This is a genomic window from Natronococcus pandeyae, assembly GCF_008122205.1.
Taxonomy (GTDB): Archaea; Halobacteriota; Halobacteria; order Halobacteriales; family Natrialbaceae; genus Natronococcus; species Natronococcus pandeyae.
Map to the genome: position 1 here is coordinate 45,175 of NZ_PHNJ01000001.1, position 26,567 is coordinate 71,741.

29 protein-coding genes are annotated in these 26,567 nt (G+C 65.6%); 13 read left to right on the forward strand and 16 right to left on the reverse strand.

The genetic code is table 11. The features are described from left to right. Positions 1–26: 26 nt before the first annotated feature. From CV102_RS00240 to CV102_RS00265, 6 genes are all read right to left on the reverse strand, one after another. On the reverse strand, positions 27–629 hold the full coding sequence (locus CV102_RS00240; protein WP_148855644.1) for an amphi-Trp domain-containing protein: 603 nt from the start codon (positions 627–629) through the stop codon (positions 27–29). 131 nt (positions 630–760) lie between these two features. Next, positions 761–1,489, reverse strand: coding sequence for a nucleoside phosphorylase (locus CV102_RS00245; protein WP_148855646.1), 729 nt, complete (start codon positions 1,487–1,489; stop codon positions 761–763). 126 nt (positions 1,490–1,615) lie between these two features. Beyond that, entirely contained in the window at positions 1,616–1,918 is a 303-nt protein-coding gene (locus tag CV102_RS00250; protein WP_148855647.1) for a HalOD1 output domain-containing protein, read from the reverse strand. Between the two features lie 185 nt (positions 1,919–2,103). Next, on the reverse strand, positions 2,104–3,006 hold the full coding sequence (locus tag CV102_RS00255) for a carbohydrate kinase family protein (RefSeq protein ID WP_148855649.1): 903 nt from the start codon (positions 3,004–3,006) through the stop codon (positions 2,104–2,106). Between the two features lie 44 nt (positions 3,007–3,050). Continuing rightward, complete coding sequence (locus CV102_RS00260; protein WP_148855651.1) at positions 3,051–3,872, reverse strand: DUF63 family protein; 822 nt, start codon at positions 3,870–3,872, stop codon at positions 3,051–3,053. 265 nt (positions 3,873–4,137) lie between these two features. After that, positions 4,138–5,118, reverse strand: a complete 981-nt coding sequence (locus tag CV102_RS00265; protein WP_148855653.1) for a ribose 1,5-bisphosphate isomerase — start codon at positions 5,116–5,118, stop codon at positions 4,138–4,140. A gap of 70 nt (positions 5,119–5,188) precedes the next feature. Here CV102_RS00265 and deoC point away from each other — a divergent pair, with 70 nt between their 5' ends. After that, positions 5,189–5,833: a deoxyribose-phosphate aldolase gene (deoC, locus tag CV102_RS00270; protein ID WP_148855655.1), complete on the forward strand. Its 645-nt coding sequence runs from the start codon at positions 5,189–5,191 to the stop codon at positions 5,831–5,833. Between the two features lie 37 nt (positions 5,834–5,870). On the opposite strand, the gene CV102_RS00275 is transcribed toward deoC, so the two are convergent. Together CV102_RS00275 and CV102_RS00280 are read right to left on the reverse strand one after the other, a co-directional pair. Continuing rightward, positions 5,871–7,052, reverse strand: coding sequence for an NAD-binding protein (locus tag CV102_RS00275; protein WP_148855657.1), 1,182 nt, complete (start codon positions 7,050–7,052; stop codon positions 5,871–5,873). A 24-nt stretch (positions 7,053–7,076) separates the two neighbouring features. Further along, positions 7,077–8,066, reverse strand: coding sequence for a patatin-like phospholipase family protein (locus CV102_RS00280; RefSeq protein WP_148855659.1), 990 nt, complete (start codon positions 8,064–8,066; stop codon positions 7,077–7,079). Between the two features lie 103 nt (positions 8,067–8,169). On the opposite strand from CV102_RS00280, the gene CV102_RS00285 reads away from it, so the two are divergent. From CV102_RS00285 to CV102_RS00295, 3 genes are all read left to right on the forward strand, one after another. Beyond that, the gene (locus CV102_RS00285; protein WP_148855661.1) at positions 8,170–9,420 is read left to right on the forward strand and encodes a potassium transporter TrkA; all 1,251 of its coding nucleotides are present in this window, start codon (positions 8,170–8,172) and stop codon (positions 9,418–9,420) included. Positions 9,421–9,460: 40 nt separating this feature from the next. Next, a complete protein-coding gene (locus CV102_RS00290) occupies positions 9,461–10,600 on the forward strand; it encodes a TrkA C-terminal domain-containing protein (protein WP_148855663.1) in 1,140 nt (379 codons plus the stop codon). A 116-nt stretch (positions 10,601–10,716) separates the two neighbouring features. Then, positions 10,717–11,001: a ubiquitin-like small modifier protein 1 gene (locus CV102_RS00295; protein WP_148855665.1), complete on the forward strand. Its 285-nt coding sequence runs from the start codon at positions 10,717–10,719 to the stop codon at positions 10,999–11,001. Positions 11,002–11,322: 321 nt separating this feature from the next. Here CV102_RS00295 and CV102_RS00300 read toward each other — a convergent pair whose 3' ends face one another. Then, the gene (locus CV102_RS00300; RefSeq protein WP_233710605.1) at positions 11,323–12,192 is read right to left on the reverse strand and encodes a hypothetical protein; all 870 of its coding nucleotides are present in this window, start codon (positions 12,190–12,192) and stop codon (positions 11,323–11,325) included. A 298-nt stretch (positions 12,193–12,490) separates the two neighbouring features. Further along, a complete protein-coding gene (locus CV102_RS00305) occupies positions 12,491–13,102 on the reverse strand; it encodes a cupin domain-containing protein (protein WP_148855666.1) in 612 nt (203 codons plus the stop codon). 240 nt (positions 13,103–13,342) lie between these two features. Here CV102_RS00305 and CV102_RS00310 point away from each other — a divergent pair, with 240 nt between their 5' ends. After that, positions 13,343–13,735: a hypothetical protein gene (locus CV102_RS00310; protein ID WP_148855668.1), complete on the forward strand. Its 393-nt coding sequence runs from the start codon at positions 13,343–13,345 to the stop codon at positions 13,733–13,735. Between the two features lie 102 nt (positions 13,736–13,837). On the opposite strand, the gene CV102_RS00315 is transcribed toward CV102_RS00310, so the two are convergent. The 3 genes from CV102_RS00315 to CV102_RS00325 are packed head-to-tail and all read right to left on the reverse strand — an operon-like array spanning position 13,838 to position 16,275. Beyond that, positions 13,838–14,770 (reverse strand): GNAT family N-acetyltransferase, encoded by a 933-nt coding sequence (locus CV102_RS00315; protein WP_148855670.1) that lies wholly within the window; start codon positions 14,768–14,770, stop codon positions 13,838–13,840. 5 nt (positions 14,771–14,775) lie between these two features. Further along, positions 14,776–16,020: a Glu-tRNA(Gln) amidotransferase subunit GatD gene (gene gatD / locus CV102_RS00320; protein WP_148855672.1), complete on the reverse strand. Its 1,245-nt coding sequence runs from the start codon at positions 16,018–16,020 to the stop codon at positions 14,776–14,778. Positions 16,021–16,077: 57 nt separating this feature from the next. Further along, complete coding sequence (locus tag CV102_RS00325) at positions 16,078–16,275, reverse strand: hypothetical protein (protein ID WP_148855673.1); 198 nt, start codon at positions 16,273–16,275, stop codon at positions 16,078–16,080. 84 nt (positions 16,276–16,359) lie between these two features. On the opposite strand from CV102_RS00325, the gene CV102_RS00330 reads away from it, so the two are divergent. Continuing rightward, positions 16,360–16,944 carry a DUF456 domain-containing protein gene (locus CV102_RS00330; RefSeq protein WP_148855676.1) on the forward strand — a complete coding sequence of 195 codons (585 nt, stop codon included), beginning with the start codon at positions 16,360–16,362 and terminating at the stop codon, positions 16,942–16,944. 83 nt (positions 16,945–17,027) lie between these two features. On the opposite strand, the gene CV102_RS00335 is transcribed toward CV102_RS00330, so the two are convergent. Further along, a complete protein-coding gene (locus CV102_RS00335) occupies positions 17,028–17,690 on the reverse strand; it encodes an ArsR/SmtB family transcription factor (RefSeq protein WP_148855677.1) in 663 nt (220 codons plus the stop codon). Positions 17,691–17,783: 93 nt separating this feature from the next. After that, entirely contained in the window at positions 17,784–18,632 is an 849-nt protein-coding gene (locus CV102_RS00340) for a hypothetical protein (protein WP_148855679.1), read from the reverse strand. A gap of 412 nt (positions 18,633–19,044) precedes the next feature. Between CV102_RS00340 and CV102_RS00345 the strand changes: the two genes are divergently transcribed. The 6 genes from CV102_RS00345 to CV102_RS00370 all read left to right on the forward strand — a co-directional run bounded on the left by CV102_RS00345 (position 19,045) and on the right by CV102_RS00370 (position 24,030). After that, positions 19,045–19,431: a DUF5802 family protein gene (locus tag CV102_RS00345; protein ID WP_148855681.1), complete on the forward strand. Its 387-nt coding sequence runs from the start codon at positions 19,045–19,047 to the stop codon at positions 19,429–19,431. Positions 19,432–19,460: 29 nt separating this feature from the next. After that, complete coding sequence (locus CV102_RS00350; RefSeq protein WP_148855683.1) at positions 19,461–20,378, forward strand: Vms1/Ankzf1 family peptidyl-tRNA hydrolase; 918 nt, start codon at positions 19,461–19,463, stop codon at positions 20,376–20,378. 512 nt (positions 20,379–20,890) lie between these two features. Further along, positions 20,891–21,607: a uridine kinase gene (gene udk / locus CV102_RS00355; RefSeq protein ID WP_148855685.1), complete on the forward strand. Its 717-nt coding sequence runs from the start codon at positions 20,891–20,893 to the stop codon at positions 21,605–21,607. Between the two features lie 101 nt (positions 21,608–21,708). Beyond that, complete coding sequence (locus CV102_RS00360; protein WP_148855687.1) at positions 21,709–22,728, forward strand: DUF1611 domain-containing protein; 1,020 nt, start codon at positions 21,709–21,711, stop codon at positions 22,726–22,728. Next, on the forward strand, positions 22,725–23,765 hold the full coding sequence (locus tag CV102_RS00365; protein WP_148855689.1) for a dipeptide epimerase: 1,041 nt from the start codon (positions 22,725–22,727) through the stop codon (positions 23,763–23,765). Before CV102_RS00360 ends, CV102_RS00365 begins: the two co-directional genes overlap by 4 nt. A gap of 70 nt (positions 23,766–23,835) precedes the next feature. Then, the gene (locus CV102_RS00370; protein ID WP_148855691.1) at positions 23,836–24,030 is read left to right on the forward strand and encodes a cold-shock protein; all 195 of its coding nucleotides are present in this window, start codon (positions 23,836–23,838) and stop codon (positions 24,028–24,030) included. A gap of 106 nt (positions 24,031–24,136) precedes the next feature. On the opposite strand, the gene CV102_RS00375 is transcribed toward CV102_RS00370, so the two are convergent. Continuing rightward, entirely contained in the window at positions 24,137–25,318 is a 1,182-nt protein-coding gene (locus tag CV102_RS00375; protein WP_148856524.1) for an MFS transporter, read from the reverse strand. Positions 25,319–25,504: 186 nt separating this feature from the next. On the opposite strand from CV102_RS00375, the gene CV102_RS00380 reads away from it, so the two are divergent. Continuing rightward, positions 25,505–26,548 carry a hypothetical protein gene (locus CV102_RS00380; protein WP_148855693.1) on the forward strand — a complete coding sequence of 348 codons (1,044 nt, stop codon included), beginning with the start codon at positions 25,505–25,507 and terminating at the stop codon, positions 26,546–26,548. Positions 26,549–26,567: the final 19 nt, after the last annotated feature.

A 26,567-nucleotide genomic window follows, 5' to 3' on the forward strand; every position in this document is an offset into this window, starting at 1 on the left:
GGCGTCTCGGGGTCGATCACCCGTCGCTACGTGTCGCGGTGTTCGAGACGCGCGGTCGGCGCGTTTCGCATGACGCCGCGTGCGGCTCGCCTGGCGTTCGACCGCGTGCTGTACCCTTCGCCGCTGTCGGCGATGATGTTCCCGTTCCAGTGAACCAGCCGCCAGCGCCACTCGCCGGCGTTGTCCTGGTACACCTCGAAGCGACTGCGCCGCCCGCTCTCCTGAGCCGTCGCTTGTGCTCGCTCGCCGTCGGTCGATTCCGACTCCGCATTTCCGGCGATTGCGTCCGGCGGCATCGTCGCCGCTGCCGGATCGACCGACGGTCCGGATTCGTCCGCGTTCGAGTCGGCGGCTGGCTCGGCCGCCTCGGGTTCGGCGTCCGAAACCCGAACGCTGGTTCCCTCGGGATCGTCCCACTCGAGTTCGAACTCGAGTTCCGTTACGCCATCCTCGTGTCCGGCCTCGAGTTCGGCGACGACTCTGGAGGGGACGTCGACACTGAGGTGTGTCTCCGCCGTGTGCAGTTCGACGGTGGTCCCGGCCTCGAGCGAATCGGCGAACTCGCGGAAGACGGCGGCCAGGTCGGTTCGGTCGTAGGCGTGCTCGAGTTCGAACAGCGTCTCTGCCATACGGTCGTTACGAGGTGTGTCGGGTTAGCATTTTCACCGGCAGCCGTCGCTCGAGCGGATCGATATCGGAGCGAAAACGAATCGCCGAGAACGCCGGAACTACGTTCGGCGTCGACAGCGGTTTCGGCCGGTTACAGCTCCGTTGTCGCCTCGAGCGCGATGTCGATCGCCCGGCCCACGTTGTTCTTCGCCTTCTCGGGGAGTTCGTCGTCCTCGGTTTCGGTGCCCTTCTGGGTTCCCTCGACGAGGTTGCCGTCGACGGTACAGATCGCGCCCGCGCGGAGGCCGCGCCGACGCGCCAGCGTGAAGACCGCGGCGGCTTCCATCTCGACCGAGAGCATTCCGGCGGCCTCCCAGTCGGCGACGTACTCGTCGGTTTCGGCGTAGTAGGCGTCGTCGGAAGCGATCGGGCCGACGTGAACGTCTTCGTTATTTGCCTCGGCGGAGTCGACGAGCGACGAGAGGACGTCGTAGTCCGGGACTGCGGGGTAGTCGACAGCCTCGTAGCGCTTCGAGGTCCCCTCGTTCTTCGCCGCGCCGGTCGCGACGATCATGTCGCCGATCTCGATGCCGGACTGGAGCGCGCCGGTCGTGCCGACGCGGATGAACGTCTCGACGCCGACGTTCGCCATCTCCTCGATCGCGATTGCGGCGGAGGGACAGCCGATCCCGGTCGAACAGATCGTCAGCTCTCGATCGCCGTACGTCGCGTTGACGACCTTGTACTCGCGGTTCTGGGCGACGGTCTCCGCCTCGTCACAGTGGTCTGCGATGCGGTCGACACGGCCCGGATCGCCCGGGATGAGCGCGATATCGGAAAGCTCTCCGTCGTCGACCAGCAGGTGTGGTTGCGTTGCCATACGCCCGCGTTCCGCGGGCGACGAGAAAAAAGGTTCGAGGACGAGTCCCGACCGTCCATCGGTCGGCGATCCTCGACGCCATCCGTGACCCCCCATATGGGCCGAACGATCGAGTCGAACGACGAGTTACCTGGACGGATACACCTCGACTGTGTCGGATCTGACAGCGACCGTGAGGTCGTCGACCTCGAACACGACTTTGCCGACCGATCGGTCGTGCCCGCTGTGAGTGGTTCCGAAGAGCGAATCGAGCGCTTCGGGATCGACGTAGTCGTACAGCCGGACGCTAGATGCGGTAACGTCCTCGCCGTGGTACGCTGCCAGAGCCGTTGCAACGGCGATAGTTGGCGGTTCGTTCTCGTTCCGATCGTACTGGACGCGCTGACCGAACTCGCATCCAGGGGACTCTCCTCTCGTTCGTTCCTTCATATCTCTCAGTCACGTCTCCGTGACTACCCGTGCGAGTGGCCAACGCCACTTGACAAATAGGTACCGCTACCTAACACCGATTGAGAATTGGCGGACGCGTGTCGTTCGCCCGTCACTCGTTCGTCGTTCGTGTGTCTGACACGTGCAGTTCTCCTGTCATACGGATGTGTATAAAGAAGTACCGTTCAGTAGCGATCCGTGAGAAACGACTCGACCTCGGCTGCCGACGGGACGTTGCGTGCCCCCTCTCGGATCGCGGTGAGTGCACCGCAGGCGTTCGCGTACTTGAGCGCCCGTTCGATGTCGAACTCGTCGCCGTCCAGAGGGCCGTCTGCGATCATCGTCGCGATGAATCCGGCGGCGAAGGCATCGCCCGCTCCGGCCGTATCGACCGAGTCGATCTCGAATCCCGGATGGACGTAGGTTCCGTCCGGCGTGTGCACCTCCGCGCCGTCGGCACCGTGTTTGACGACGACCATCTGGTCGACGAAATCCGACCCGAGGTACTCGTCCTCGAGCACCGTTTCGGCTTCCCGGTCGTTCACGAAGATGACGTCGGCCAGCGAGAGCGCCTCGCCGTAGTCGCGGTCGTCGAGACGTCGGCCGGGATCGAAACTGACGGTGCGGCCCGCCTCGCTCGCGACCGACGCGATTTCCGCCGCGGTGTCCGGCCGCTGGCTCGTCAGGTGAACGTGCTCGGCCGCCCGAATGCGTTCCGGATCGAGGTCTTCCGGTCTGACGGCTTCGTTGACGCCGTCGTTGCCCAGCACTGCGACCTCGCCGCTGTCCTCGACCAGCAGGTACTTGACCGCCGTGTCCGCTCCATCGACGATTCGTACTCCGTCCATCGAGACGCCGGCCTCTTCGAGTTCGTGGCGAGCGAGCAGTCCGTTGTCGTCGTCGCCGACGCTTCCGATGAGGCCGGTGTCGATCTCGAGTCCGGTGAGGGTCGCGGCGACGTTCGCGGCGCTCCCGCCGCCGGACTGACACTGCGAGCGGATCGACGCCTCGCCGTCGGCGACGGGGAGTCGATCGATACGTAGCGTCACGTCCCAGTTGATGTGACCGGCAGTAAGGACCGTAACCATAGTAGATCGGTGATATCGGGCAGACGATTTCAGCGCCTAAAAGTCTAGGTGACGAGGAACAGCAACACGTTGTGGGTTCCGGGGCCGAGTCCGACGGCGGCGATCAGCGCGAGGAGCAGTCGTGCCTGCCGCGGCGCGTCCTCGACGTACTCCTTGAACAGGCCGACGATCGCCAGCGCCAGCGCGACCTTCACGACGACGAACAGCCAGCCGCCGCCGATGTACTCGGCGGTCGGGAGGGAGCTCCCCGCCTCGAGGATCATCCGCGAGAGCGGGACCTCTTCGCCGGCACCGAGGAGGTCGTAGCCGATGGCGGTCGAGACGCCGTCCAGGGCGTGCCCGAAGACGACCAGCGCGCCCGTCGTCCCCGTGACGGCGGCGACGTCGGTAAACCAGAGACTGAGCGCGATCCAGGCCAGCGCCGTCACGATTCCCGTGACGACGACGGCGATGACGGGCCAGAACGGCTCGAAGACTCCCTCTTCCCAGCGGACCATGATCGTGATCGTCGCGAACGTAACGAAGAAGCCGGTGCCGACGACGCCGACGACTCGCTCGATGGTCGACAGGAGTCCGCCCGCGTGGAGGAAGATGCCGATCAGCCAGACGATACCGGCGACCAGCGCCGTCACCAGGTAGACACTCGGCGTACTGAATAGCACGGCGATGCTGTCGGGGTACGCCTCGAGGCGGTGAAGCACGTGTAACGTCGAGCCAAACATCATCCACGGTGCGAACGCGAGCACCGTCCGATCGGTCACCGGCGGACCGATCGCCCACAGCAATGCAACGACGCCCACTAGCACCACGACGAGCGGCACGAGTAGCTGCCACGGTGGGACCGTAAACCCCTCTGGAAGCACCATACGTGCACACTGGCACACAGCAGTGACTAACACTTTCCGATAGGTGTCGGACGCGAAGACGGTCGTCCCCTCAGCCGAAGACAGTCGCCCGCTCGATCCTCGTCGACGTCGGAAGTGCTACGCCCGTTCGACGAGCCCGGGGATCGGCTCTTCCGGGTCGACCGTCGTCGGACCGACGACTCGAATCTCGTCGCTCATACCGTGCGGTAGCGTCGGAACCGCATCACCCCTCTCGGAGAACCGAACCCGACGGCCGTCCGGTCGGCTACGCCTCCCAGGGCTCGGCCGTCGTGTCGCCGAACAGCTCTCGCATGAGCGTGACGATGCTCTCGGGCGGGAACTGACCGCGCTCGGTGACGATCGCGTCGACGTATCGGGGCGGCGTGACGTCGAACCCGGGATTCTCGACGACCAGCCCCTCGTCGGCCGGGTTGCCGCCGGTGATGTCGGCCCGCTCGGCTTCGGAGAGCACCTCGGTCTCGTCGCGCATCTCGATCGCGACGGTGTGGCCGGTCATCGTGTCGGGGTGGAGCTTGATCGTCTGGGCGGCGACCATCACCGGCACGCCGCGCTCGCGGGCGTTCACGGCGAGTCCGCTCGTTCCGATCTTGTTGATGACGCTGCCGTCGGCGGCGATGCTGTCCGCGCCGACCAGCACGTGATCCGCGTCGTCCAGGTACCGTCGGGCCGCGTTGTCGACGACCAGCGTGACCGGGACGCCCCACTCTTGAAGCTGGCGCGCCGTAATGTGTCCCTGTTTGCGCGGCCGCGTCTCCTTGACGATCGCCTCGACGTGTTTGCCGGCGTCGAGCGCCGCCTCGACGCAGGAGAGGGCGTCCGTCGAATGACAGTGGGTCATCACCACGTCGCCGTCGCGAAGGCGGTTCGCCCCGACCTCGCCGAGTCGCTCCTGGGCCTGCTCGAGGTCGACCTGGAACTCCTCGGCGCGGGTGATCGTCGACTCCTGGAGTTCGGAGACGGTCTCGCCGTCGATCCCCTGGAGCACGTACCGGAGCGCGTTCGGCAGGCTCACGGCGGTCGGCCTGGTCTCGTAGAGTCGTCTGGCGGCGGCGCGCAACTGTGCACGGAACGCCGCGGGCGTCGCGGCGTCGGACCGATCGGCCTGGACGGCGAGGGCCTCCGCCGCCGCGTCGGCGATCGTCGCCGCGCCCCGGATCTCCATCTTCGCGATGTCCTCGGCGGTGTCTTCGACGAACGTATCGACGCCGGGATAGTCGTCTGCCATACCCGTCGTAACAGGCCGGGACCAATAAGGGATCGGGCAGGTTTTTGATGGTTCACCGAGTCGGTCCGCTATGGATCGCACCGATCTCGCGCCGCTGATCGATCACACCGTCCTCGGTCCCGAGACGACGCTCGCCGACGTCGAGGACGTCCTCGACGCGGCTTCCGAGCACGGGATGAACGCCTGTATCCCGCCGTACGCGTTAGAGCACGCCGCCGAGTACGCGCCGGACGTGACGCTCGCGACCGTCATCGGGTTCCCCCACGGCCAGAACGCCCCGCAGGTGAAACGCCGCGAGGGCGTCCTCGCCTGGAAGGCCGGCGCCGACGAACTCGACGTCGTGATCAACGTCGCCCGTGTGCAGGCGGGCGACCTCGAGGCCGTCGAGGCCGAACTCGCCGAACTCGTCGCCGCCGTCCCGATTCCGGTCAAGGTTATCATCGAAACGGCACTGCTGACCGACGAGGAGAAACACCGGGCCTGCGAGGCGGCCCGCGAGGCCGACGCCACGATGGTGAAGACCTCGACGGGGTTCGCAGATGGCGGCGCGACGATCGAGGACGTCGAACTGATGAGCGAGTACCTGCCCGTCAAGGCCAGCGGTGGCGTCGGCAGCTACGACGAGGCGATGGCGATGCTCGAGGCCGGCGCCGAACGGATCGGCGCCTCGAGCGGCGTCGAGATTCTCGAGGGTGGGCCTGACTCGCCGGCATAACCGCGGGTAGCAGAAGCGGTCGGTCGTACCGTGACCGTCACTCGGACTCGAGCAGCCGCGAGACGACCGGCGACTCGTCCTTTCCGAGCGCCGAGCGAACGAGCAGGTGGCCGCCGAGTTCGGCGAGGCTGATGACGTCGTCCGCACCCGCTCGCTTGAGCTTTCGCGTGTTCTGACGGTCGGTTGCCGCGGTAACGATACGAATGTTGGGTCGAAGCTGGCGTGCTGTCAGCACTGCCAGCGCGTCTTCGGCGTCGTTGTCCGTAGCGACCAGGACGGCGCGTGCGTCTTCCATTCTCACTCGCCGGAGCGGTTCCTCGTCACTCGGGTTGGCGGTGAGCACCCGGATGTCGCGATCCGAGAGTTCGGTCGCCGCCGACTCGTCGTCGGTGACGACGACGAACTGGACGTCCGCCTCGTGGAGTTCGTTGACGATCGGTTCGGTCAGGTCCCCGTAGCCGAGGACGACGACGTGGTTGTCGAGGAGTTCGAGTTCTGAGTCGGTCATCTTTCCAAGTGTTTTCGAGATACGGGCCTGAATCGCCGGTCCGACGAGTGCCCCGATGGCGATACCGAAGCTGGCGACACCGAGGACGACGACGGACATCGTAAACAGCATCGCTTCCTCGGTTTCGGGGCCGATGTCGCCGTAGCCGACCGTGCTCGAGGTGATCAACGTGAAATAGAACGCGTCGAGCAGGTGTTCGATACCGTCGAAGTCCTCGCGCAGGGCGTACGCACCGAACGTGCCGTAGGCCTGGACGCCGACCAGCGCGCCGCCGGCGGCGAGCTGGGTCGTCGTCAGCGAGAGCGAGCGGTCGAATTGTCGTCGAGTGAGCAACAAGGTTGGAAGAGTACACACCGAGAGGACGACGAGCGGGAGCGAGTACGGACTCGCCTGCAGTAACCCCTGAACTGCTGTCAGTGGCAACAACAGGAGTGTCGCCCACCATCCGGCTCGTAGCCTCCGTCTGAGTGCGAGTGCACTGCCGACCATCAGGAATCCGGTCAGTGCGCCGGTAAAGCCGACCGCTTCCTGGACGGCAAGCGGAACGTGAGAAGCGACGGGGCCGAAGTCGGCGGCCTCCTGGTCGATGTTGTAAATGCCGGTTGCAACCGAGAGCAACGCGACGAGCAGGGCGAGCACGACGGCCGCTCGCGTCGTCACGATCCAGCGCCAGTTGTCGGGCAATCGATCTACGACGCGCTCGCCGACCATACTATCGATCCGGTGCGTGGCAGGTTAAACGTCTTCGTCTCCGGCTGCGTGCCGATCCGCGAGAAACGCTTCGGCAGCGTCCTCGCCGTCGGCGAACAATCCTTCGATGAACGCCGGGCTCCGATCGAGTTTCGTCCGCCAGCCGAGATCCGGTCGCCGGAAGCGAATGCGCTCGATCTCGGTGTGAGTGAACTTCTCGGGCAGATACCCCTTCTCGACCCAGTCGTTGACGTGTTCGATGAAGCTGACCTCGCCGTTCAGGGACTTGTTTCCCGAGAGCTCGTTCCGCCGATCGGCGATCCCGTCCGGCGACTTTGGGACGCGATTGCGACGCTGCGGATTGATCTTGACGATCCAGATTTCGTCGGGGTCGGGTGTCTCCCGATTGGTCACGAAGTCCTTGACCGGCGGATTCTTCGAGAAGAGCCCGTCCCAGTAGTGTGCTCCATTAATTTCGACGGCCCGGAAGACGTACGGAATCGCGGCCGACGCCAGAATCGCCTCCGGCGAGAGTTCGTCCTCGCGAAAGAGCCTGAACTCGCCCGAGAGGACGTCGATGGCGCTGACGAGCAGCGCCGGATTGGTGCCGTCGAGGAGGTCGGGCATCGCGTCGAAGTCGATGTGTCGCTCGAGAAGTTCCAGAAACTCCCGTCGGCCCCAGAGCGCGGCCGGCGACCGGTACGGACTGACGTCGGGCAGCGGAACGCCCATGCGCTCGAGTCGACTGCCCCAGCGGACCGCCTCGTTCGTCACCCGCTCGACCGGCCCGCGGGCCGCCATCTCGCTCCAGTAGTCGGCGAGGAGTTCGTCGGGTTCGTGATCGGGGTGTTCGCGCCCGTACCACGCGAGCGACGCGCAGACGGCGCCGCCGGAGGTCCCGCTGAATCCGACGATATCGACGTCGCGCTCGAGGGCGCCGTCTTCGAGCAATCGGGCGAGAACGCCGGCGGTGAACGCCGTGTGGCTGCCGCCGCCCTGGCAGGCGATCGCGACTTGTGGTGGATCGGAACTCATCGTGGGTTTCTTCCACTCGTTCCCCGCCGCGCACCAAATTCGTTTGGGCTGCGACGTGCCGCCGGTCGGTACCGGTTTAACCGTTCCGGGCGACCGACCGATAATGACGCTTCCGGTCGAAATACTGCTCGGACTCTATCTCGGCCTCCTGACGGGCATCGTTCCCGCGTTCGTCGCCGGCGCGCTCGGCTTTCTCGTCCGCTACGTAACCGGCGTCACGCTCCCCGGCTTCGGTGTGGTCGTCCTGGCGCTCTCGATCGCCAGCATCCAGGGCGGGCTCCTCGGCCTCGTCGAGCCCGATATCGCCCAGTCGCCCCGGCTGCTCGTCGCCGTGCTGGTCGTCCTGATGCTCGCGCTGTACGCCCACAACCAGGGCGACAAGCTCGGCGCCGAACTGCCGCGGCGACTCTCGCTCTCCCAGCTACGCCACCGGACGCTGTCAGCCGACGTGATCGAATTCGTCGGCACGGTCGGCCAGGTTACGATCCGCCCGACCGGCGAGATCAGCGACGTAGAGGGGTATCCGCCGCTCCCGTCCGATCTCCGCGCGACCCTTCGAACTGACTCCTGGCGGCTCCCCGCGGACCTCCCGCTGTCGGAACTCGAACGCCGGCTCGAGGAGCGGCTGCGAACCGAACACGACCTCGCGGATGTCGCCGTCTCGATCGACGAGCAGGCTCGCGCGTCGATCGCCGCGGCACCGCCCGCCGGCGGCCTCTCGCGGCGCGTTCCGGACGGGAAGCGCGCGGTCTCGATCGGGACGCTCGTCCCGACGGGACTGGCCCGCGGGGACGAGGTGACGGTTCGGACGGCCAAGCGATCGATCGCCGGGGCGATCCTGAGCGTCAGGACCGAAATCGACGACGAACGCGGGGCGGAAACGGCGGAAACCGTTTCGGATCGAACCGAGCCGGCGGTTCCCGACGGCGGCGAGGACGAGTCGGTGCCCCCGTCGTCGGGCGGATCCGCCGTCGCGAGCGCCGGCGGCGTCGGTCGGGTCACCCTCGCTATCGACCGCGAGAACGTGAAACCGCTGCTCGAGGCCGAGACGCCGCGTCTGGTCGTTCGCTCGCGCAGCACGAACCGCGACTTCGAGGCCTTCGCCCTGGTCAAGCGCGCCGGCTACGCGATTCGCCGGGTCACCGTCGGTTCGACCGCCGCGTCGGACGAGCCGCTCTCGTCGGCGGACGTGACGGTGATCGCGATTCGCCGACAGGAGAGCGAAACGGACGATCGCCGGCACGGATGGCTGTTCGCCCCGGATTCCGCGTCGACGCTCGAGCCCGGCGACGAGCTGTTCGTCGCCGGTCCGGAGGGAGTGACGGACGCCGTCGCGGAGGCGGTCGGCAGATGAGCGCGGACGGGCTCGGTGGACCGAACGGCGGTGATCGCGCGTGATCGGCATCGTCGCACAGACGGAGCCGGCGCTCGAGGTGCTGCTGGACGCCCTCGTCCGGATCCTCGGGTTCAGCGTCCTCGCGGCCGGCGCGGCGGCGACCGCGGCGATCGCGTTTCGATGGTACAGCGCCGACGAACTGGCCGAGGGCGTCGGCATTCTGGTCGGCGTCACGGCCGTCGCCATCTGGTTGAACACGAAGACGGCCCTGCAGGACGCGATCATCGGGACGACGCCGCTGCTCGAGACCGAAACCGCGGTCTACACGGTCGTCGTCTTCGTCGCGAGCGCTATCGCCGCCGACGGCGGCCGGCGACTCGGCGATCATCTCGCCCGGGACGTGTTCTCGCTCACCGCACCGCGGACGATCGACGACGTGGGTCAACTCGTCCGCTCGGCCGGTCGCGTGATCACCGTCGAACTGCCGGAGACGATCGAGGACGTGGACGGCTACGACCCGGTCGAGTCGGCGACGAAAGCGGACCTCGCCGGGGAGACGTTCCTCTTTCCGCGGCGCCTGACCGTCGCGCAGTTGCGCGAACGGCTGACCAGACGGCTCGAGCGCGACTACGGGATCGGCCACGTCGACGTCGAACTCACGGCCGACGGCGAGATCGAGTATCTCGCACTCGGCAGCCGCCCGGCGGGAATCGGGCCGACCCTGTCGCCCGGAAGCGTCGCCGTCGCGATTCGCGGCGATCCCGCGGCCGACGCCAGTCCGGGCGATGCGGTCCAGATCTGGACTCGAAAGGGCGGCGGCGACGCGCTCCAGTGCGTCGCCGGTGGCGAACTCCGGGGCACCGCCGACGACGTGGCGACCGTCGCAGTCGACGCCGACGACGTGCGGGCGCTCGAGACCGACGCTGTACACCGACTCGTCACGCTCCCGGGAACGCCCGAAGCGGAGCGGGAACTGGTGTCTGCGCTCCGAGCGGCCGACGAGATCGTCACCGCGTTGACCGTTGATTCTGGTGGCTCGCTGGAGGGAACCGCGATCGACTCTCTTCCGGCCCTGGTACTCGCGATCGACGGAGGGGACGACGCCGTCGCGCTGCCGCCAGGAGCGCACCGTCTCGCCGCGGGCGACGTCGCGTACGTGCTCGGGCGTCCGGACGCCCTGCGTCGGATCCTGTCGTAGCCACCGACAGTCAGTACACACCTGGTCGCACGGCCGCTGTGCGATCAGTGTGGAACCTGCTTCAGTCGTTCCGAGAGAGCGGTAGCTACTTGCCGCCGGCCCGGATAGCGCCACCTATGCCCACGGAGTGGAAACTGTTCGCGGATCTCGCCGAACGCGCGGGCGACAAACACGTCACGGTCGACGCCGCGGCCGGCGACACCGTCGGCGACGCGCTCGAGGAACTCCTCACGGACCGATCCGACCTGGAGGCCCGCGTGCTCGACGACGACGGCGAACTGCGCTCACAGATCAACGTCCTGCGCAACGGAACGAACGTGCTCGTCGAGGAGGAGGGACTCGAGACGGAACTCGAGGAGGGCGACGAACTGGCGCTGTTTCCGCCGGTCAGCGGCGGCTGAGTCCGTTCAGACCAGGTCTGGAATCGCCAGAAGAGGATCGACGGGCGGTCATCGTTCGATCGAATCGTGTCTTCGTTTCTTTCAGTTGCGCCGTTCGGTCCGCCGCCGATCGACCGGGAGAAACGAGAACCATCCACTCGAACGATGAGCGGTTGCGACGAACGATCAGCCTGGTACGTCGGAACGGGTGACGGAGCGGCACCCGAAAGTCGACTACTGTCGTCGGTCGGATCGAGAACCGCCGCGACCATCTATAGTAGCCACTGAAAGTCAATGCACACCTGATCGCACGACAACTGTGCGATCAGTGTGTAAATCGTTTCAGTTGTCACGATAATTCGATCGCTCGATCTCGCGTCGGAGTATCCCGGACGGTCCCACCCGCGAGTACTCCGCGATCGCGACGAACGCGATCGCCCAGAGGATGGCCGCGATCCCCCACATCGTGCCCGTCGAGCCCGCCTGCGCGGGGAAGGCGATGGACATGAGGCCGTAGTAGGCCATCGGGAGGGCGGCGAGCCACGAGGCGAATCGCCAGCCATCGAACCCGAGCGCAGCGAAACTGCCGTACGCGAGCGGCGCGATCGCGAGGCCAGCCATCATCACGTAGTGGCCCATCGTGGCGTGGGAATCGCTCGTGATCGTGGTGAGGCTCAACTGCGTCGCGACGAACGCGATTAACGGAACTGCGGCGACGGCGACCAGCGCCAGGAGCGCCGGGCTGTAGGAGTCACCGCGCCGGAACAGTGTTCGACCCGCCGGGTGTGCAACGAGGGCGATCCCCGTGACCACAAAGAACGGGATGACCTCCTCCGGCCGTCCGACACCGTACCAGACGGTGCCGGCGGTGACGGCGAGGATGACGAGGAACGCACCCCACATCGACGCGACGCGCTTTTTCGGCTGGTAGGCCTGTGCGAACAGGCCGAGCAGGAACACCGACACGACGGTGGCGATACCCATCACGTGGAGTCGGTGGATGCCGAGTTCCGCCGCACCGTCGGCAGTCCAGCCCGTAACGAGTGTCGCGAGCAGATCCGGGAGGAACGCGACCGTCATCACGCCGGCCAGCGCGAGCGGGAGATAGAAGATCCCCACTCGGGCCCTCGCCAGCGTAGAACGGCGTTCGGGTGCGTCCTCGAGTTCGAGTTCCGCGTCGGTGATAGTTGCGTCGTTGGTGGTTGTTCCCATGATACAGTAGTACGGACGACATTTGAGGAGATAAACATATGCCAACTGATACGAATTGTGGAAACTCTGGTTATCAGCCAGAATGTGGAAAATGGGGATGGATTTGGGGTTGAACCAGCCGAAACGCCGGTCAAAATCGTTTGTCGGCCGTCTCTTTCTCTCGCACATTTCCGACAGAGTTGATGCATATATTACATTTCGTCGAAACAGTCTGTAACTGAGCATTTCCATCGTGGGAGACTGTTCGCGTGTCTTTCACAGGGACGTTTCCGGTCGGGGAGGGTGCGATTCGTCGAGTTCAGTCTACGCGGTCCGACCGCGAGCTGTACTCGGGGTAGAACGCTCGATAGCCGACCAGCCGGCCGAGCGGAGCGAGCAGGGAGAACACCAGTTTCTGTATCGGGGCCGGTGGACTGACGAGGTGGTTGGTCTCCCAGTAGTGATCCGCGATCACGGCCATCTGCAGGGGGTTCGGAATCCCCTTCGCGTTCGTCTTGCCGTCCGCCGCGAGTCCGTAGACAGTCTCCAGAAACTCGGCGATCTCGAGTGCGGGACGGACCTCGACGCGGGCCCGCAGTTCCTCCTCGCCGTCGTTCCACCACCGATGCGGCGTTCCGGCCGAAACGACGAGGGAGTCACCGGCGGTAGCAGTAAACGGCTCCCCATCGAGTGTGCCGGTAACGCTTCCCGCGAGAATCTCGAAGCGCTCCTCCTGGTGGTCGTGGACGTGTTCGGGCGGACCGGCCGCGAACGGTTCGGCCACGAGTTCCAACTCGACGAGTTCGCCGTCGGTGTCGTCTCTTCGGCGCAGGAACGTCACCTGTTCTCCCGCGATCGGGTTTTCGATCACCTGCGACGATGCACTCTCGGCCGTCAATCCCTCGCTTCCGTTCCTCATACGCTCGGTCATGATCCCCTCTATATTGGATTACTGAGGGCATAACCTTGCTCTATGATAGCTAACGTGTTGCTCTCACACTGCCGAATACCACAGTTGTCTGTCGTGTGGGCGTCCTCGACCTGCTCTCACACTGCCAGCAGTGAGGGACAGCAGCCGAGGCGGGTCTCGCTCCTACCGTTCGGTATCCGGGTGTTCAGTAGCGACACACCGCCGCAGCAGCGTTTTGCTCACGGGACTCCTCGTTCACCCATGGCCGGTTCCGAGGAGTTGACCGAGACCGATCGTCGGTTTCTCGTGCGGTTCGTCCCGGTCGCCGCGTTCATCGGCGGCCTCTGCTGTTTTACCCCCGTCGCCGTCGTCCTGCTCGGGATCGGATCGGTCAGCTACGCCGTCTCACTGACGGATTTGCTCTACTACGAGTACGCCTGGGCGTTCCGACTGGCCGGGTTGACGTTTCTCCTGAGCGCGTTCGTCGTCCACCTCTACGTGAACGAGGAGGTCTGTAGCGTGGACGTGGCAGTCCGGAAGCGACGGCAGATCCTCAACCTGTTAGGCGTGGTGCTCACCGCGGGGGCGATCGCCTACGTCGTCTGGCTGTACGTCATCGTCGAAATCGTCGGGCTACTGCTCGGGATCTGGTAGGGAGCGACGATCGCTCGGTCGATATCGGTCTTCAGAACCAGAACCGAAGTCGACTGTTCGTCGTCTCGTCCCGTGAGCGACGCTCCCGTCGGCCCCGATCGCTCACCTGTTCTCGGAGAGATCGGCACCGAGAACGAAGTCCGGTTCCTCCGAAATCTCCGCACCCGCATAAGAGGCGTCGCTGACGAACGCGCACGTCTCGGGAATCAGGACACGGGTCCGGTCGGCCCCGACGGCGGCGGCATCCCGCGCGATCGCGGCGAACAGCGCTCGAGCGGCGTCGACGTCCTCCCAGGCGCCAACACCGTACTCCGCCCAGGTTTCCGTCTCGCCGTCGCTCTCCCGATCGTACGTTCGGACGCGGTACGACGCGCCCGCCAGTCCCTGTTCCCGGTCGCTCTCGCGCTCGCGTTCGACGGCGAAGACCGCCGTCTCGTCGGCGAACCTCTCGAAATCCTCGCGGGTGAGTTCGCGCATCGCCCACGTCTCCTCCGGAGCGAAGCCGAGTCCACCCAGGTGGTCGCGTGCGTCGCAGCGCGTCCAGTAGCGCCAGGCGGCCGCGGGGTCGCTCGAGACCGGATCCGGCCCCGACGCGCTCGAATCAGGTTCCGGATGCGCGAAGCGGAACTCCGTAGACGGGTCGAACCCGCCCTTTCGCGCCGCACCGAGGGAGGCGGCGTTCCACGAGAAGATCATGATTCGACCGACGGTCGCGCCCTTCTCGCGGGCCCACTCGAAGCAGGCCTCGTTCAGCCGGCCGCTCAGTCCCTGGCGCTGGTAGTCGGGGTTGACGCGCATCCCCTGGAACCAGGCCTCGTCCGGCGAGAGCATCACGGCCTGGACGATTCCTGCGACGTCGTCGCCGGCGTCGGCGAGGAACGTCTTCTTGTGGTCCTCGTCGTCGTCCTCGAGCCAGTCGTGGTAGATCTCCGGGATGTAGTCGCCGCCGCGGTCCTCCCACAGGTCCTCGGTGAAGGCCTTGACGCCCTCGTAATCGTCGTGCGTCGCTCGCCGTATTTCGATGCCGACCGACATCGATATCAGTTCCAGGGGGTCGACCGCTCCTGCAGTTCGCCGGCCAGCGACGTCTGCATCGCCTCCGGGACGTGCTCGGCGTTCGCGAGCGTCCACATCAGTTTGACCTTCGCCGTTCCGGGCAGGGTGTCGCCGGCCTCGACGACGCCCGCCTCGAGCAGGTCGCGACCCGTGTCGTAGACGCGGTCACAGACCCGCCCCTCGAGACACTGACTGGTCATGACGACCGTGGTGCCGTCCTCGACCAACTCCTCGATTCGCGGGATGAAGTCGGTGTGGACGTGTCCGAGTCCAGTGCCCTCGAGGACGAGTCCCTCGCTCCCCTCGGCGACGTCGAGGAAGGCCGGGTCCATTCCCGGCGTGAACTTCAGCAGTTCGACCTCGTTCTCGAGGTCGGCCTCGAGCGAGAGGTCGCTCTCTCCACGCTGCTGGTGACTCCGATGGAACGAAACCGCCTCAGTTTCGTAATCGACGATCCCGAGCGGTTCGGCGCCGATCGTCTCGAAGGCGTCGCGGCGGGAGGTGTGGTTCTTCCGGACCCGAGTACCGCGGTGGAGCGCACACCGGTCGTCGCTCTCGGAGGCGTGCATACAGACCATGACCTCCGCGCAGTCGCTTTTGGCGGCCTCGACGGCGCAGACGGCGTTCATCACGTTGTCCGACGACGGCCGGTCGGCCGAGCGCTGGCTGCCCGTAAAGACGATCGGGACGGGCGTCTCGAGCATGAACGCGAGCGCCGACGCGGAGTACTGCATCGTGTCGGTGCCGTGCATGACGACGACGCCGTCGGCGCCGCTCTCGATCTCGTCGCGGACGGCCTCGGCGAGTTCCTGCCAGATCGGCGGTTCCATATTCTCCGACAGGATGTTCGCGACGACTCGCCCGCGGTAGTTTGCGCGGCCGGCGAGGTCCGGAACCGCCCGGAGAACGTCCTCCGCGTCGAACTGCGCCGTGACGGCGCCGGTGCGGTAGTCGACCGTCGAGGCGATGGTGCCGCCGGTCGAGATCAGCGAGATCGTCGGCAACTCCTCGTCGAACTCGACTTCGGAGGCGCCGTCGTCGCTGCTCGAGCTATCGATCTCGTAGACGTCCTCGGCGAGAACTTCGACGTCGGCGGCGTCACGGTCGATACCGACGTTGTAGCCGCCCTCGAGTTTCACCACGAGCTGATCGTCCGTGCTGGAGGGGAGCAACACGCCTTCGTAGGTGCGGTCCGCGCGATCGACGTGAACGCGGTCGCCTGGATTCATAAATTCTCGTTGCGCGGCGGCGGACTTGAAGGCACGCTTTCGCCCCGAGGCCGTGGACTACGTGAGCAGCCCAACGGCGACGAGTCCGAGACCCGTCAACAAGAGCACGCCGGCGATTATCGCCGTCAGTAGCCGGACGGTACTCAACGCATCGCGGGTGAGATCGAGCCGCGGGTACAGGTGCCGACCAGCGTAGAGCAGCCCTCCCCCGAGAGCAATCGAAATCACCCCGAAGATGATCAACTCGGTGCTCACTGCCCACCGATACGACGGCGGGTGTAAAAAGGACCCCTGTCGATGTGGGAAACATCCTTGGTACCGGCGCTCCTGTCGAAACGTATGGGCAACCGTTCCGACGAGCTCACCGAAACGAGCGAGCGGTCTCCGCACTCGACCGACGAGCTGCTTTCGGAGACGGAACAGCTGCTTTCGGGGGCGGACGCCGACACCGGCGAGCCGTCCGCCCGATCGGCGACGGAGCGTGAGCCAGAATCGACGGCGCCGGAATCCTCGTCCTCGAGGTCGTCCCGGCTCCCGTCGGTTTCGTCGTTCCTCTCGCTGCCGTCTGCTCCCTCGCTCTACCGATATTTCTCGCCGAAGGCGTTTCTCGCGCTCGTCCTCGTCGTCGGCGCCGGCCTGCTCGCCGGTGGACTGGCGATCCCGTTTGCCGGCCGCATCGTCGGAATGTTCGCCGTTGCGTTCATCGTCGGCCTTGTCACGTCGAAGCGGCGCTACCTCGAGATGACCGCGGCCGGCGCCTCGGTCGGCTCCGTGGCCGCGCTCGCCAACTACGCGGTTCTGGCGGTCGCCGGCTCCGGTCAGGCCGTCCTCGCCGTCGGTGCCAGCGCCGGTCTCGCCGCCTGCGTCGGCGGCTACTACTTCGGCCGCGACCTCCGGGACGGGCTCTTTCGAGACGTCGAGTGATGCGGTCGGACGTACCGATTTGCAGGATTTCGACCACCTGTTCGGTCGAACCCGTTCGACGACTTGTGCCCGGCAGTACGAGATTATACCTCGTTCGAAACCAGCTCCCAGCCGCGTTCCGTCCGCCGGACCATCCCCTCGTCGGCCATCAACTCGAGGAGTTCGGCGACGACCTCGCGGGGGGCCTCGACGTCCTCGCTGAGTTCAGTAACCGATTTTGGCTCCGTCCGAATGCTCGCGAGCACGTCGGCGTAGATCCGGCTCTCGGGGCTGGCACCGACGGTGTCGGAGATCCGATCGAGGACGTCACAGACGTTTCGCTGGACCCACCGCTGGGCGAGCGACAGTTCGTTCTCGAGCTGTTCTAACTCCTCGAGCGTCGCGAGCAACTCGTCGAGTTCGTCGGTTTCGTCCCAAGTAACGTCGAGTTCGAGGTGACGACAGGTCGTGATGTCGAAGCTGCTGTTGGTCGGGTAAGCGCTCTTGCTCACGTAGCCGTACGGCGAGAGGCTCACCTCGAGTCGAACGTTGCGAGCGATATGAAAGTACTTCCGCCGCTGGTCGTCGACCCGGCTCTCGATCAGGCCGGCCTCCTCGAGTTTGCGCAGGTGTTCGATAACCGCCTTCGGGCTCACGCCGAGGTACTCCGAGATCTCGGTCACGTAGCAGGGCTTTCGCGCGAGCAACCGGAGGATCCGTCTCCGGTTTTCGTTGCCGAGAAGGTCCAACAAGGCGGCGGAGTCCATCGTATAGATTGTTGGGATCCATCGCGGAAAAGCGTGTCTTCTCACTGCACCGAACGCAGCGACTCGGTTTTGGGTCCTCGATCGAACCGCCCGTTACTCGTCGTCTTCGTCGCCGTCGTCTTCGTCGCCATCGTCTTCGTCGGAGTCGTCGCCATCGTCTTCGTCGTTGGTCGGCAACTCGCCCTCTTCACGGGTTGGCGTGTCGTTGTCTCCGCTCGTCGTGTTGTCCCCGTCGTTCACCGATTCGTTTCCGTCGTCTTCCTCGCCGAGTTCGGTGTCACCGTCTTCGGGTTCGCCAGGCGCTTCGTCGTCTGGCTCGTCAGGAGTGGATCGTTCGTCGTCCTCCTCATCGTCGCCAGGCAACTGGTCGCTAAACGGTGCACTGTCGAGGTAGTCGTCGAACCCGACCAGTTGCTTCGCGATGTCCGCGATCTGTTCGCCGCTGAGTTCGGCGGCGTTCTCCCGGATGGACTCGAGTCGATCGAGGCCGACGTCGGTATCGAGCGCGAACGGCTGGGTCTGTTCGACCGATCGCTCGAGTGCGGTAATCTCGACGGTCAGGCGGGTCATCCGCGCCTGGTACTGTGGCTCCGAGAGTTCGTCTTCCTGCTCTTGGAGTTCGTCACGCTCGTTTTCGAGCGACTCGAGCGTTGCCTCCAGTCCGTCGGCCCGCTCGTCGACGAGCGTTTTGCGGGTTTCGTTGTCGGCGTCCTCGTACTTCGCCTCGAACATCTCGGATTCGACCGTGTTCGACGTGTCCGCCGCGCTCGATTGCATGAACGTGGAGACGCTCTGTCCCGGTGCTACCTCCTCTTCGTCCGGCTGTTCGGTCGTGCTGTCGGCGCCGATCGCACCTGCGAAGGCCCCGCTCGCGGCGGGTGCCACCGTCAGGCCGACGAGGGCGACCGCCACGAGAAGCACAACCGACCGAGTAGCTGTCATTACTGTGTTCAACCGAGGAATCTCCTAAAAAGTCAGACCTTCGTTCGGATCGTTCAACCGATCCCGTCGTGACCTGAGAATCGCCCGGAGTGTTTAAGCTGCTTTCAGCTGCCGCCGTACACTACTTGATCAATCCGGTATCGTCTCCGTCCGTTCGTCGATCCAGTCCGGTGACTCTGACTGTTTCGGACCGTTTAAACCGTTTATCACCCGTTTCAGCGACTGACTACTCCCACCCTCGTACGGGTTTCACAACCGGTTCCGGGACTCAGTCCGAACCGTTGTGCCCCGTGAGCGACAGATCGTGACGGATCGTCGCTCGAAACTGTTGTCGAACGATTTCACTGATAGCACGTGGGTTTATACCTCTCGCCGAACAGTTATGTTTCTTCACGTCGTGGTATCGATTGTCATGTTCGAGGTGTTTTCGCGGAGCTACTACCTCGGCCGGCTCTACGTGACTCCAACCGACGAGGATCACGCACTCATGCACGACGAGCAACACGAGCGAATAAACGAGGAGGTGTACACGACCGGGGACGGCCTCGAGCGACTCGACGCCCCGCTGGTGATGAAACTCGAGTCACAACACTTCGCGGTCCACGGCGACGAGGCCGTGCCGACGAACACGCTCGCCCTCCCCGAACCGATGCTCGAGAACACGGAGATTCGGAACCCGCCCTCCCTTCGCGAAGTGATGCTCGCGCGTCGCGAGCGCGCCGAGCAACTGCTCGCGTTCGCCGGCGGCTGGGACGTTCCGGGCCCCGATCTCGGCGACCATCCCGGCGCCGGAACCTAAAAGTAGCCCCGCTTCGCGTGTTCGGTCAGATGCTCGACGAGTTGCTCGGCCGCGCCTCCCTGAAGGAGCGCATCGACGAACTCGAGGAGGAAAACGAACGGCTGCGAGAGCGGTACGAGGCCGAATCCGAGCGCCGGTCCGACGCGGTCACCGCCAGACAGGACGCCGAAGAGAAACAGAACCGGCTCGAAGACCGCATCGCCCAGCTCGAGGGCGAACTCGAGCGCCTCGACGACGACGAGGGCGGTCCCAGCGTCCGCCGCCGCGCGGAGCTGCGCGGCGGGCGTCTCGCCGAGGTCCTCGACCGGCTACAGTCGATCCGAACGGAACCGGAAGGTGCCCTCACCGCCGGCATCGACGACGAAACCGGGGTTCCAGACACCGTTCGGGACGACCTCGCGGACGCGCTGGGCGACCGACTCGCCCTGCTCGACGACGCGGCACCCTGCGTCTGTTGCGTAGACGACGCCGGTCTCGTCTCGGTCGCGCTCGAGTCGCCCGTCCAGCCCGACCTCGAGCCGGCCTGGAACGACCGGTTCGGGCTCGAGCGCGAGTGGTTCCTGCCGAACGGGCGGTACGCGCTCGCGCTCGTGCGGGCAGATCTGTTCGCACTCGGAACCTACGAAGACGACGAGCGCGTCTCGTATCGCGGGTTCGAGAGCGACGTGAAGGGGAACCACTCGAAAGGCGGCTTCTCGCAGGCCCGCTTCGAGCGCATCCGCGACGACCAGATCGACGACCACCTCGACCGGTGTCGCGAGGCCATCGCCGACTACGATGGCGACCGGCTCTACGTGGTCGGCCAGCGCGGCGTCGTCGAGACGCTCGCCGAGGAGTCGGCGTTCGAACCGGACGCGACCGCGGCCGTCGACGCGACCGGGAACCCGAAGCCGGCGCTCGAGGACGCCCACCGCTCGTTCTGGACGACGACGCTGACGGTGATCTGACAGTCGTTGGCACTACGGTTTCGTTGGTCCAGTCTGGACTGTGACTCTGAGTAGACCGAACTGTTCCGTCGAGATGCAAGTGGAACGTCCGGCCTCGAGTCTGCAGTACCAGCCAACCGCCCGGGTGGGACTTTCGCGATGATATCGACGGGGGCAGGTCTTGCGTGGGCGGGTCTTGCTCACACGAATACAGGGGATTGCCACACCCTCCCCAGCCGACTCACTCGCTGGCGGGCTCACGGCCGCTGGCCGTTCGCCCGTCCGCGGCGCTGTGCGCCGCGCTCCGCTCGTTCGTCCCTCGCGCGGAATCGGTCAGCAGTTCTCGCTGCTGCTCGAACTGCTGACCAGTGCGCGCCACCGCAAGAAGAGTGGATGGCTCGACGTGATACGCAGTTCCCCTGTACGCAACACGAATTTCACACGACTCTGAACAACGAACCACGATCCACTGTCGAGCCTGCGAACGGGCAGACATCAGGGCATTCATTAGCGATCCGTCCGAGGGTCGGGTAATGAGTATCCCGTCGTTCGTCATCGGCATCGCCGGCGGCACGGGGGCCGGAAAGACGACGGTCGCGCGCACCGTCGCCGAGACGGTCGGCGAAGCCGTCACGCGAATCCCGGTCGACAACTATTACAAGGACCTCTCCCACCTCGAGTACGAGGAACGGGCTGACGTCAACTACGACCACCCCTCGGCCTTCGAGTGGGACCTGCTCCGCGAGCAACTCGACGCGCTCCTCATGGGCCAACCGATCGAGATGCCCCAGTACGACTTCGAGATCCACAACCGAAAGGACGAGCGCGTCCGGGTCGAGCCCTCCGACGTTATCGTCCTCGAGGGAATCTTCTCGCTGTTCGACGACCAGATCCTCGAGATGCTCGATCTCAAGGTGTACGTGATGACCGACGCCGACGTCCGCATCCTGCGGCGGATCGAGCGCGACGTCGTCGACCGCGGCCGCGACCTCGAGGGCGTCATCGAGCAGTACCTCGAGACGGTCAAACCGATGCACGAGCAGTTCGTCTCGCCGACCAAAAAGAACGCGGACGTGATCATCCCCGAGGGCGCGAACCGAATGGCGGTCGACCTGCTGGTCGAGAAGGTCGAGGCCGAACTCGTTCCCGGCGAGGCGGAGGGCGACGCCGAGCGCACCGTCCCGCTCGACGTCGGCGAGGACCGGCCGACGCGCGTCGAACTCGAGTCGTCCGGCAGACCCGACGACTGACGTCGGCCCGACGCGTTCGACGACTGACCGTGCTGTCACCGACCTGTCAGACCGCTCTCGAGATGTCTATTGTTAAGTAGCCGCTCACCCGATGCCCGGGTATGCGTATCGCGATTCTCGCCCACGAGAAGTTTCCGGACCGGGCCAAGACGGCCCTGGGAGTGCTGCGCTACGGTGATTACGACGTCGAAGCGGTCCTCGACCGCGACAGCGCCGGCAGCCAGGTCTCCGATCACGTTCCAGACGTCCAGGACGCCCCGATCGTCGAGGGGATGGCCGACGTCGACGCCGACGTCGACGCCCTGCTGATCGGGATCGCCCCCATCGGCGGCGGCTTCGACGAGAGCTGGCGCGACGACGTGAAAATGGCCCTCGAGAACGGTTGTGACGTCATCTCCGGTCTTCACTACTTCCTCGAGAACGACGAGGAGTTCACCGCTCTCGCCGACGAGAACGACTGCGAACTGTGGGACGTCCGCAAGCCGCCCGAAGACCTGACGGTGAGCCAGGGTATCGCCGGCGAGGTCGACGCCGAGGTCATCCTCACCGTCGGCACCGACTGCTCGGTCGGGAAAATGACGGTCTCGATGGAACTCGCTCGTGACGCCCGCGAGGCCGGCTACGACGCCGCCGTGATCCCGACCGGCCAGACAGGGATCATGATCGAGGGCTGGGGCAATCCGGTCGACCGCGTCGTCTCCGACTTCACGGCGGGTGCGGTCGAGGAGATGATCGTCGAGAAGGGCGACGAGCACGACTATCTCTTCGTCGAGGGCCAGGGCAGCATCGTCCACCCGGCGTACTCGGCGGTCACCTGCGGCATCCTCCACGGCGCGATGGCCGATCAGCTGGTGCTCTGTCACGAAGCAGGCAAAGAGGCGATCCACGGCTACGAATCGTTCGAACTGCCCTCGATTCGGCGCTACGTCGATCTCTACGAGGACCTCGCCGAGCCAGTCTCGGACGCCACCATTACCGCAGGAGCGCTCAACACCGCCGACCTGGAAGACGACGAGGAGGCGCGCCAGGCGGTCGAGGAGTACACCGACTCGCTCGACGCGCCGGCGGCCGACGTCATCCGGTTCGGAACCGACGACCTGCTGGAGGCACTGCTCGAATGACGCTCGAAACCGACTTCGAGCGGCGAACACTCCCGCTCGAGTTCCCCTTCACGATCTCCCGCGGGACGGCGACCGAGGCCGAGGTCGTGACCGTCCGGATCGAGGACGAGGACGGGATCGTCGGCGTCGGTGGCGCCGGGCCGTCCGCCCACTACGGCGAGACACCCGAGACGGTCGCGGCCGTCCTCCCCGACCTGCTCGCGGTCGTCGAGGAGGTCGGCGATCCGTTCCTGCTCGAGCGGATCGAACGCCGCATGCGCGAGACGGTACAGCGGAACCCGGCCGCTCGCTGTGCCGTCAGTATCGCGCTGCACGATCTCGTCGCGAAGCGCGTCGACGAGCCGCTGTACCGGTACTGGGGACTCGATCCGACGGAGACGCTCGAGACCTCCTACACCATCGGTATCGACGACCTCGAGACGATGCGCGAGAAGACCGAAACCGCGCTCGAGCGCGGTCACGGGACGCTGAAGGTCAAACTCGGCACCGACCGCGACGTCGAGATCGTCCGGACGATCCGCTCGGTCGCACCCGACGTCCGCCTGTTCGTCGACGCGAACGAGGCCTGGACGCCCCGCGAGGCCGTCAGGAAGATCGACCGTCTCGCCGAGTTCGACCTCGAGTTCGTCGAACAGCCCGTCGCCGCCGAGGATCCCGAGGGGCTCCGATTCGTCTACGAGCGCTCGTCGCTCCCGATCGCGGCCGACGAATCCTGTATCACGCTCGAGGATATTCCACAGATCGCCGACCGGTGTGACATCGCGAACCTGAAGCTGATGAAGTGTGGCGGCCTCCGTGAGGCGAAGCGAATGATCCACACGGCTCGCGCACACGGCCTCGAGGTGATGTGTGGCTGTATGAGCGAGTCGAACGCCTCCATCGCGGCGGCCTGTCACCTCGCGCCGCTGCTCGACTACGCCGACCTCGACGGCTCGCTGCTGCTGGACGAGGATCCCTACGCCGGCGTCCCGATGCCGGACGGCGAGATCGATCTCGCGGGTCTCGGGCGGACGGGAACCGGCGCGACGCTCGAGTGACGGAGTCGGCGGTCGTGGTACCACGACCCTCAGAAGTGTTATCCGTGCACTGCCCGTACGATTGGTTGTAATGGCAAACGGTAACGTTGATTTCTTCAACGACACAGGCGGCTACGGTTTCATTTCGACGGACGACGCGGACGATGACGTATTCTTCCACATGGAAGACGTCGGCGGCCCGGACCTCGAAGAAGGACAGGAGATCGAATTCGACATCGAACAGGCCCCCAAGGGTCCCCGCGCGACGAACGTCGTCCGCAACTAATACCGACTTCACTGTCGCCTTGCGGCGACTCTGAACGACGGATTCATTTTAGGTAGTATTCCGCGACGAGCCGGTGGTGTCGACGTACCCGTCTCTCTCACGTCGATCAGTACCGCGAGCCGGTCAGCCAGTTCGCGACGAGGAGACAGCCGACGACCGCGAGCATGGCGATCAGCACGCCGAACGAGACGGCCCAGCCGAACAGGTCGGCGACGAGTCCGACCACGACCGACCCCGCGGAGGCGACGATCATGTAGACCGTTCGGATGAGCCCGAAGCCGACGCTCCGCTCGTCCTCCGCGAGGTTGTCCATGAACCGTGGGAGCACCGCGGCGCCCCAGCCCATACTCAATCCCAGGAGGACGATCCCGGATGCTACCGCCGCGAGACCGGAACCGACCACGAGCAGCGAGAACCCGAGTATTCCCGCGACCGTACAGACGGCGATGGCGACGTCTCGGCCGACCCGGTCGGAGAGCGAGCCGACGCCGATCTGCAGGAATCCCTGGACGACGAAGTACGCGCCGAACAGTACGGCGGCGGTCGTCGTGCTATAGCCGCGAAACTCGACGAGGAACGTCGGGAGGAAGGTGGCCACCCCCTGCCAGATGAAGTCGTTCGCGATGGCGATCGCGCCGGTGAAGAGGATCGCGGGGCGCGAGAGCACCTCCAGCATGGACTCCGGAACGACGCGCTCGCGCAGCGGCTGGTTCGGGCGCCGCGGTTCCGTCGGTCGGACGCGCGAGGCGAACAGGAAGAAACACGGAACGGCGACGATTGCGGTGATTGCGACGGCCGGTCGCCAGCCGTACCGGGCGGCGATCCAGGCGACCACGACCGGAGTGAGCAGGCCCGCTGCCGGCGCTCCAGCGTTGTGAACGCCGACTGCAGTCCCGATGTCGTCGTACGTTCGCGTCAGTAGCGCCGTCGCGACACTGTAGTGGAGACCGGCCGCCCCGCCGACCAGGACCGCGCCGACGAAGAAGACCGCGAAATGCGGCGCGAAGACGAGAAGGAGGCTCAAGGCGCCGGTTCCGCCAACTGCGACGAGGATGACGAGTCGCTCTCCGTACCGGTCGGCGAGCATCCCGCTCGGATACTGGCTGATCGCGTACGCCAGCCACATGCCCGTCATCGCCATCCCGACGAGCGCGTTCGAAACGTCGAACTCGGCGACGATCTCGGGGACGACCGGGCTGACCGCCAGCCGACCGACCATAGTCACGAAAAACGCCAGGGTACAGAGCAGCAGTACCGTCTCGCGGTAGCGCCATGCGACGGGTCCCATCGAATCGTTCGGTGGCGCTTCACAGTCGTCCTCGTAATACCTGTCGAACCCGGTGATCGCGTCGGGTACTCCGCTCTCCGGATCCCGTTTGCGACGCGTCCCCTCCTGGCTCAACGACAACCACGGCGACTGTCGCGTCCATCGCCAATATGGTTTAACAGGATCGTTGCCGTGAGAAATTCAGGCATGAACGGCAGTGACGACAGTTCGAGACTCTCTCGACGGGTGCTGTTACAGGCGACCGGCGGCACGATCGCACTCTCGAGCGCCGGGGTCGCAGGTGCAACCGAAACCGACGATTCGAGCGGACGACTCTCCCGACGGTGCCCCGACGCGACGATCCGGCCGAGCATGGGCCACTGCGAGGGCGCGAGCATGGAGGGCTGTGCGGACGACCATCCCATCACGGTCGCGCTCCGAGAGGACGTCCAGGAGACGCTCGAGAGCCGATATCCCGACGTCGGCGCGCTGATCGACGCGGGATTCAAACCGTACTTCGACACCTTAGATGGCGACGACGACGGCTGGTCTCACTGGCTGAGTCCGGAGTATATCGGCGACGACGCGGTCATGGACCCCGAGCGACCGGAGTCGGTGCTCGTCGACAACCGCACCTGGCGCTCAATCGGCGTCATGTTCATCGCGACTCGCGACGGCGAACCGATCGATCCGCCACCGGCGGTGTACGATGCGGACGGCGAGCCGGAATCTCTCGGCGACGGGGACGATCCCGGCTACGATCCGGACGGCGATCATCACCACGATCCGGACGATCATCACCACCACGAAGACGATCACCACGATTCGGATGAACATCACGAAGACGATCACCACGATTCGGATGAACATCACGAAGACGATCACCACCACGAGCACCCGGACGGCGACCCGGACCGCTGTTCGCCGTGGCACTACCACGCCGGCCTCCCGGGTCGGTTCGCGTGGTGGTACTACCAGCAGGTGTACGACGGAAGCTACCAGGATGGCGACCTCCGGCTTCCCTGCCGCACGCCCTGTATGATGCACGTCTGGGTGGTCGACCATCCCGAGGGGGTCTACGCGCACGACGCACCGCCGGCCGCGTATCGCGACCAGGAACCCGCCGAGGATCCCGGATTCGACGACGCGGAACCCGGCGAGGACGAACTCGGCTGGGACGTACTGCCTGACGAGGTCGCCCCCGACCAGAAACCCGAGGAGTTCTCGCTCCCCGGGTGGCTGGAGCGGTAGGGCGACTCGAGTCTCGAGC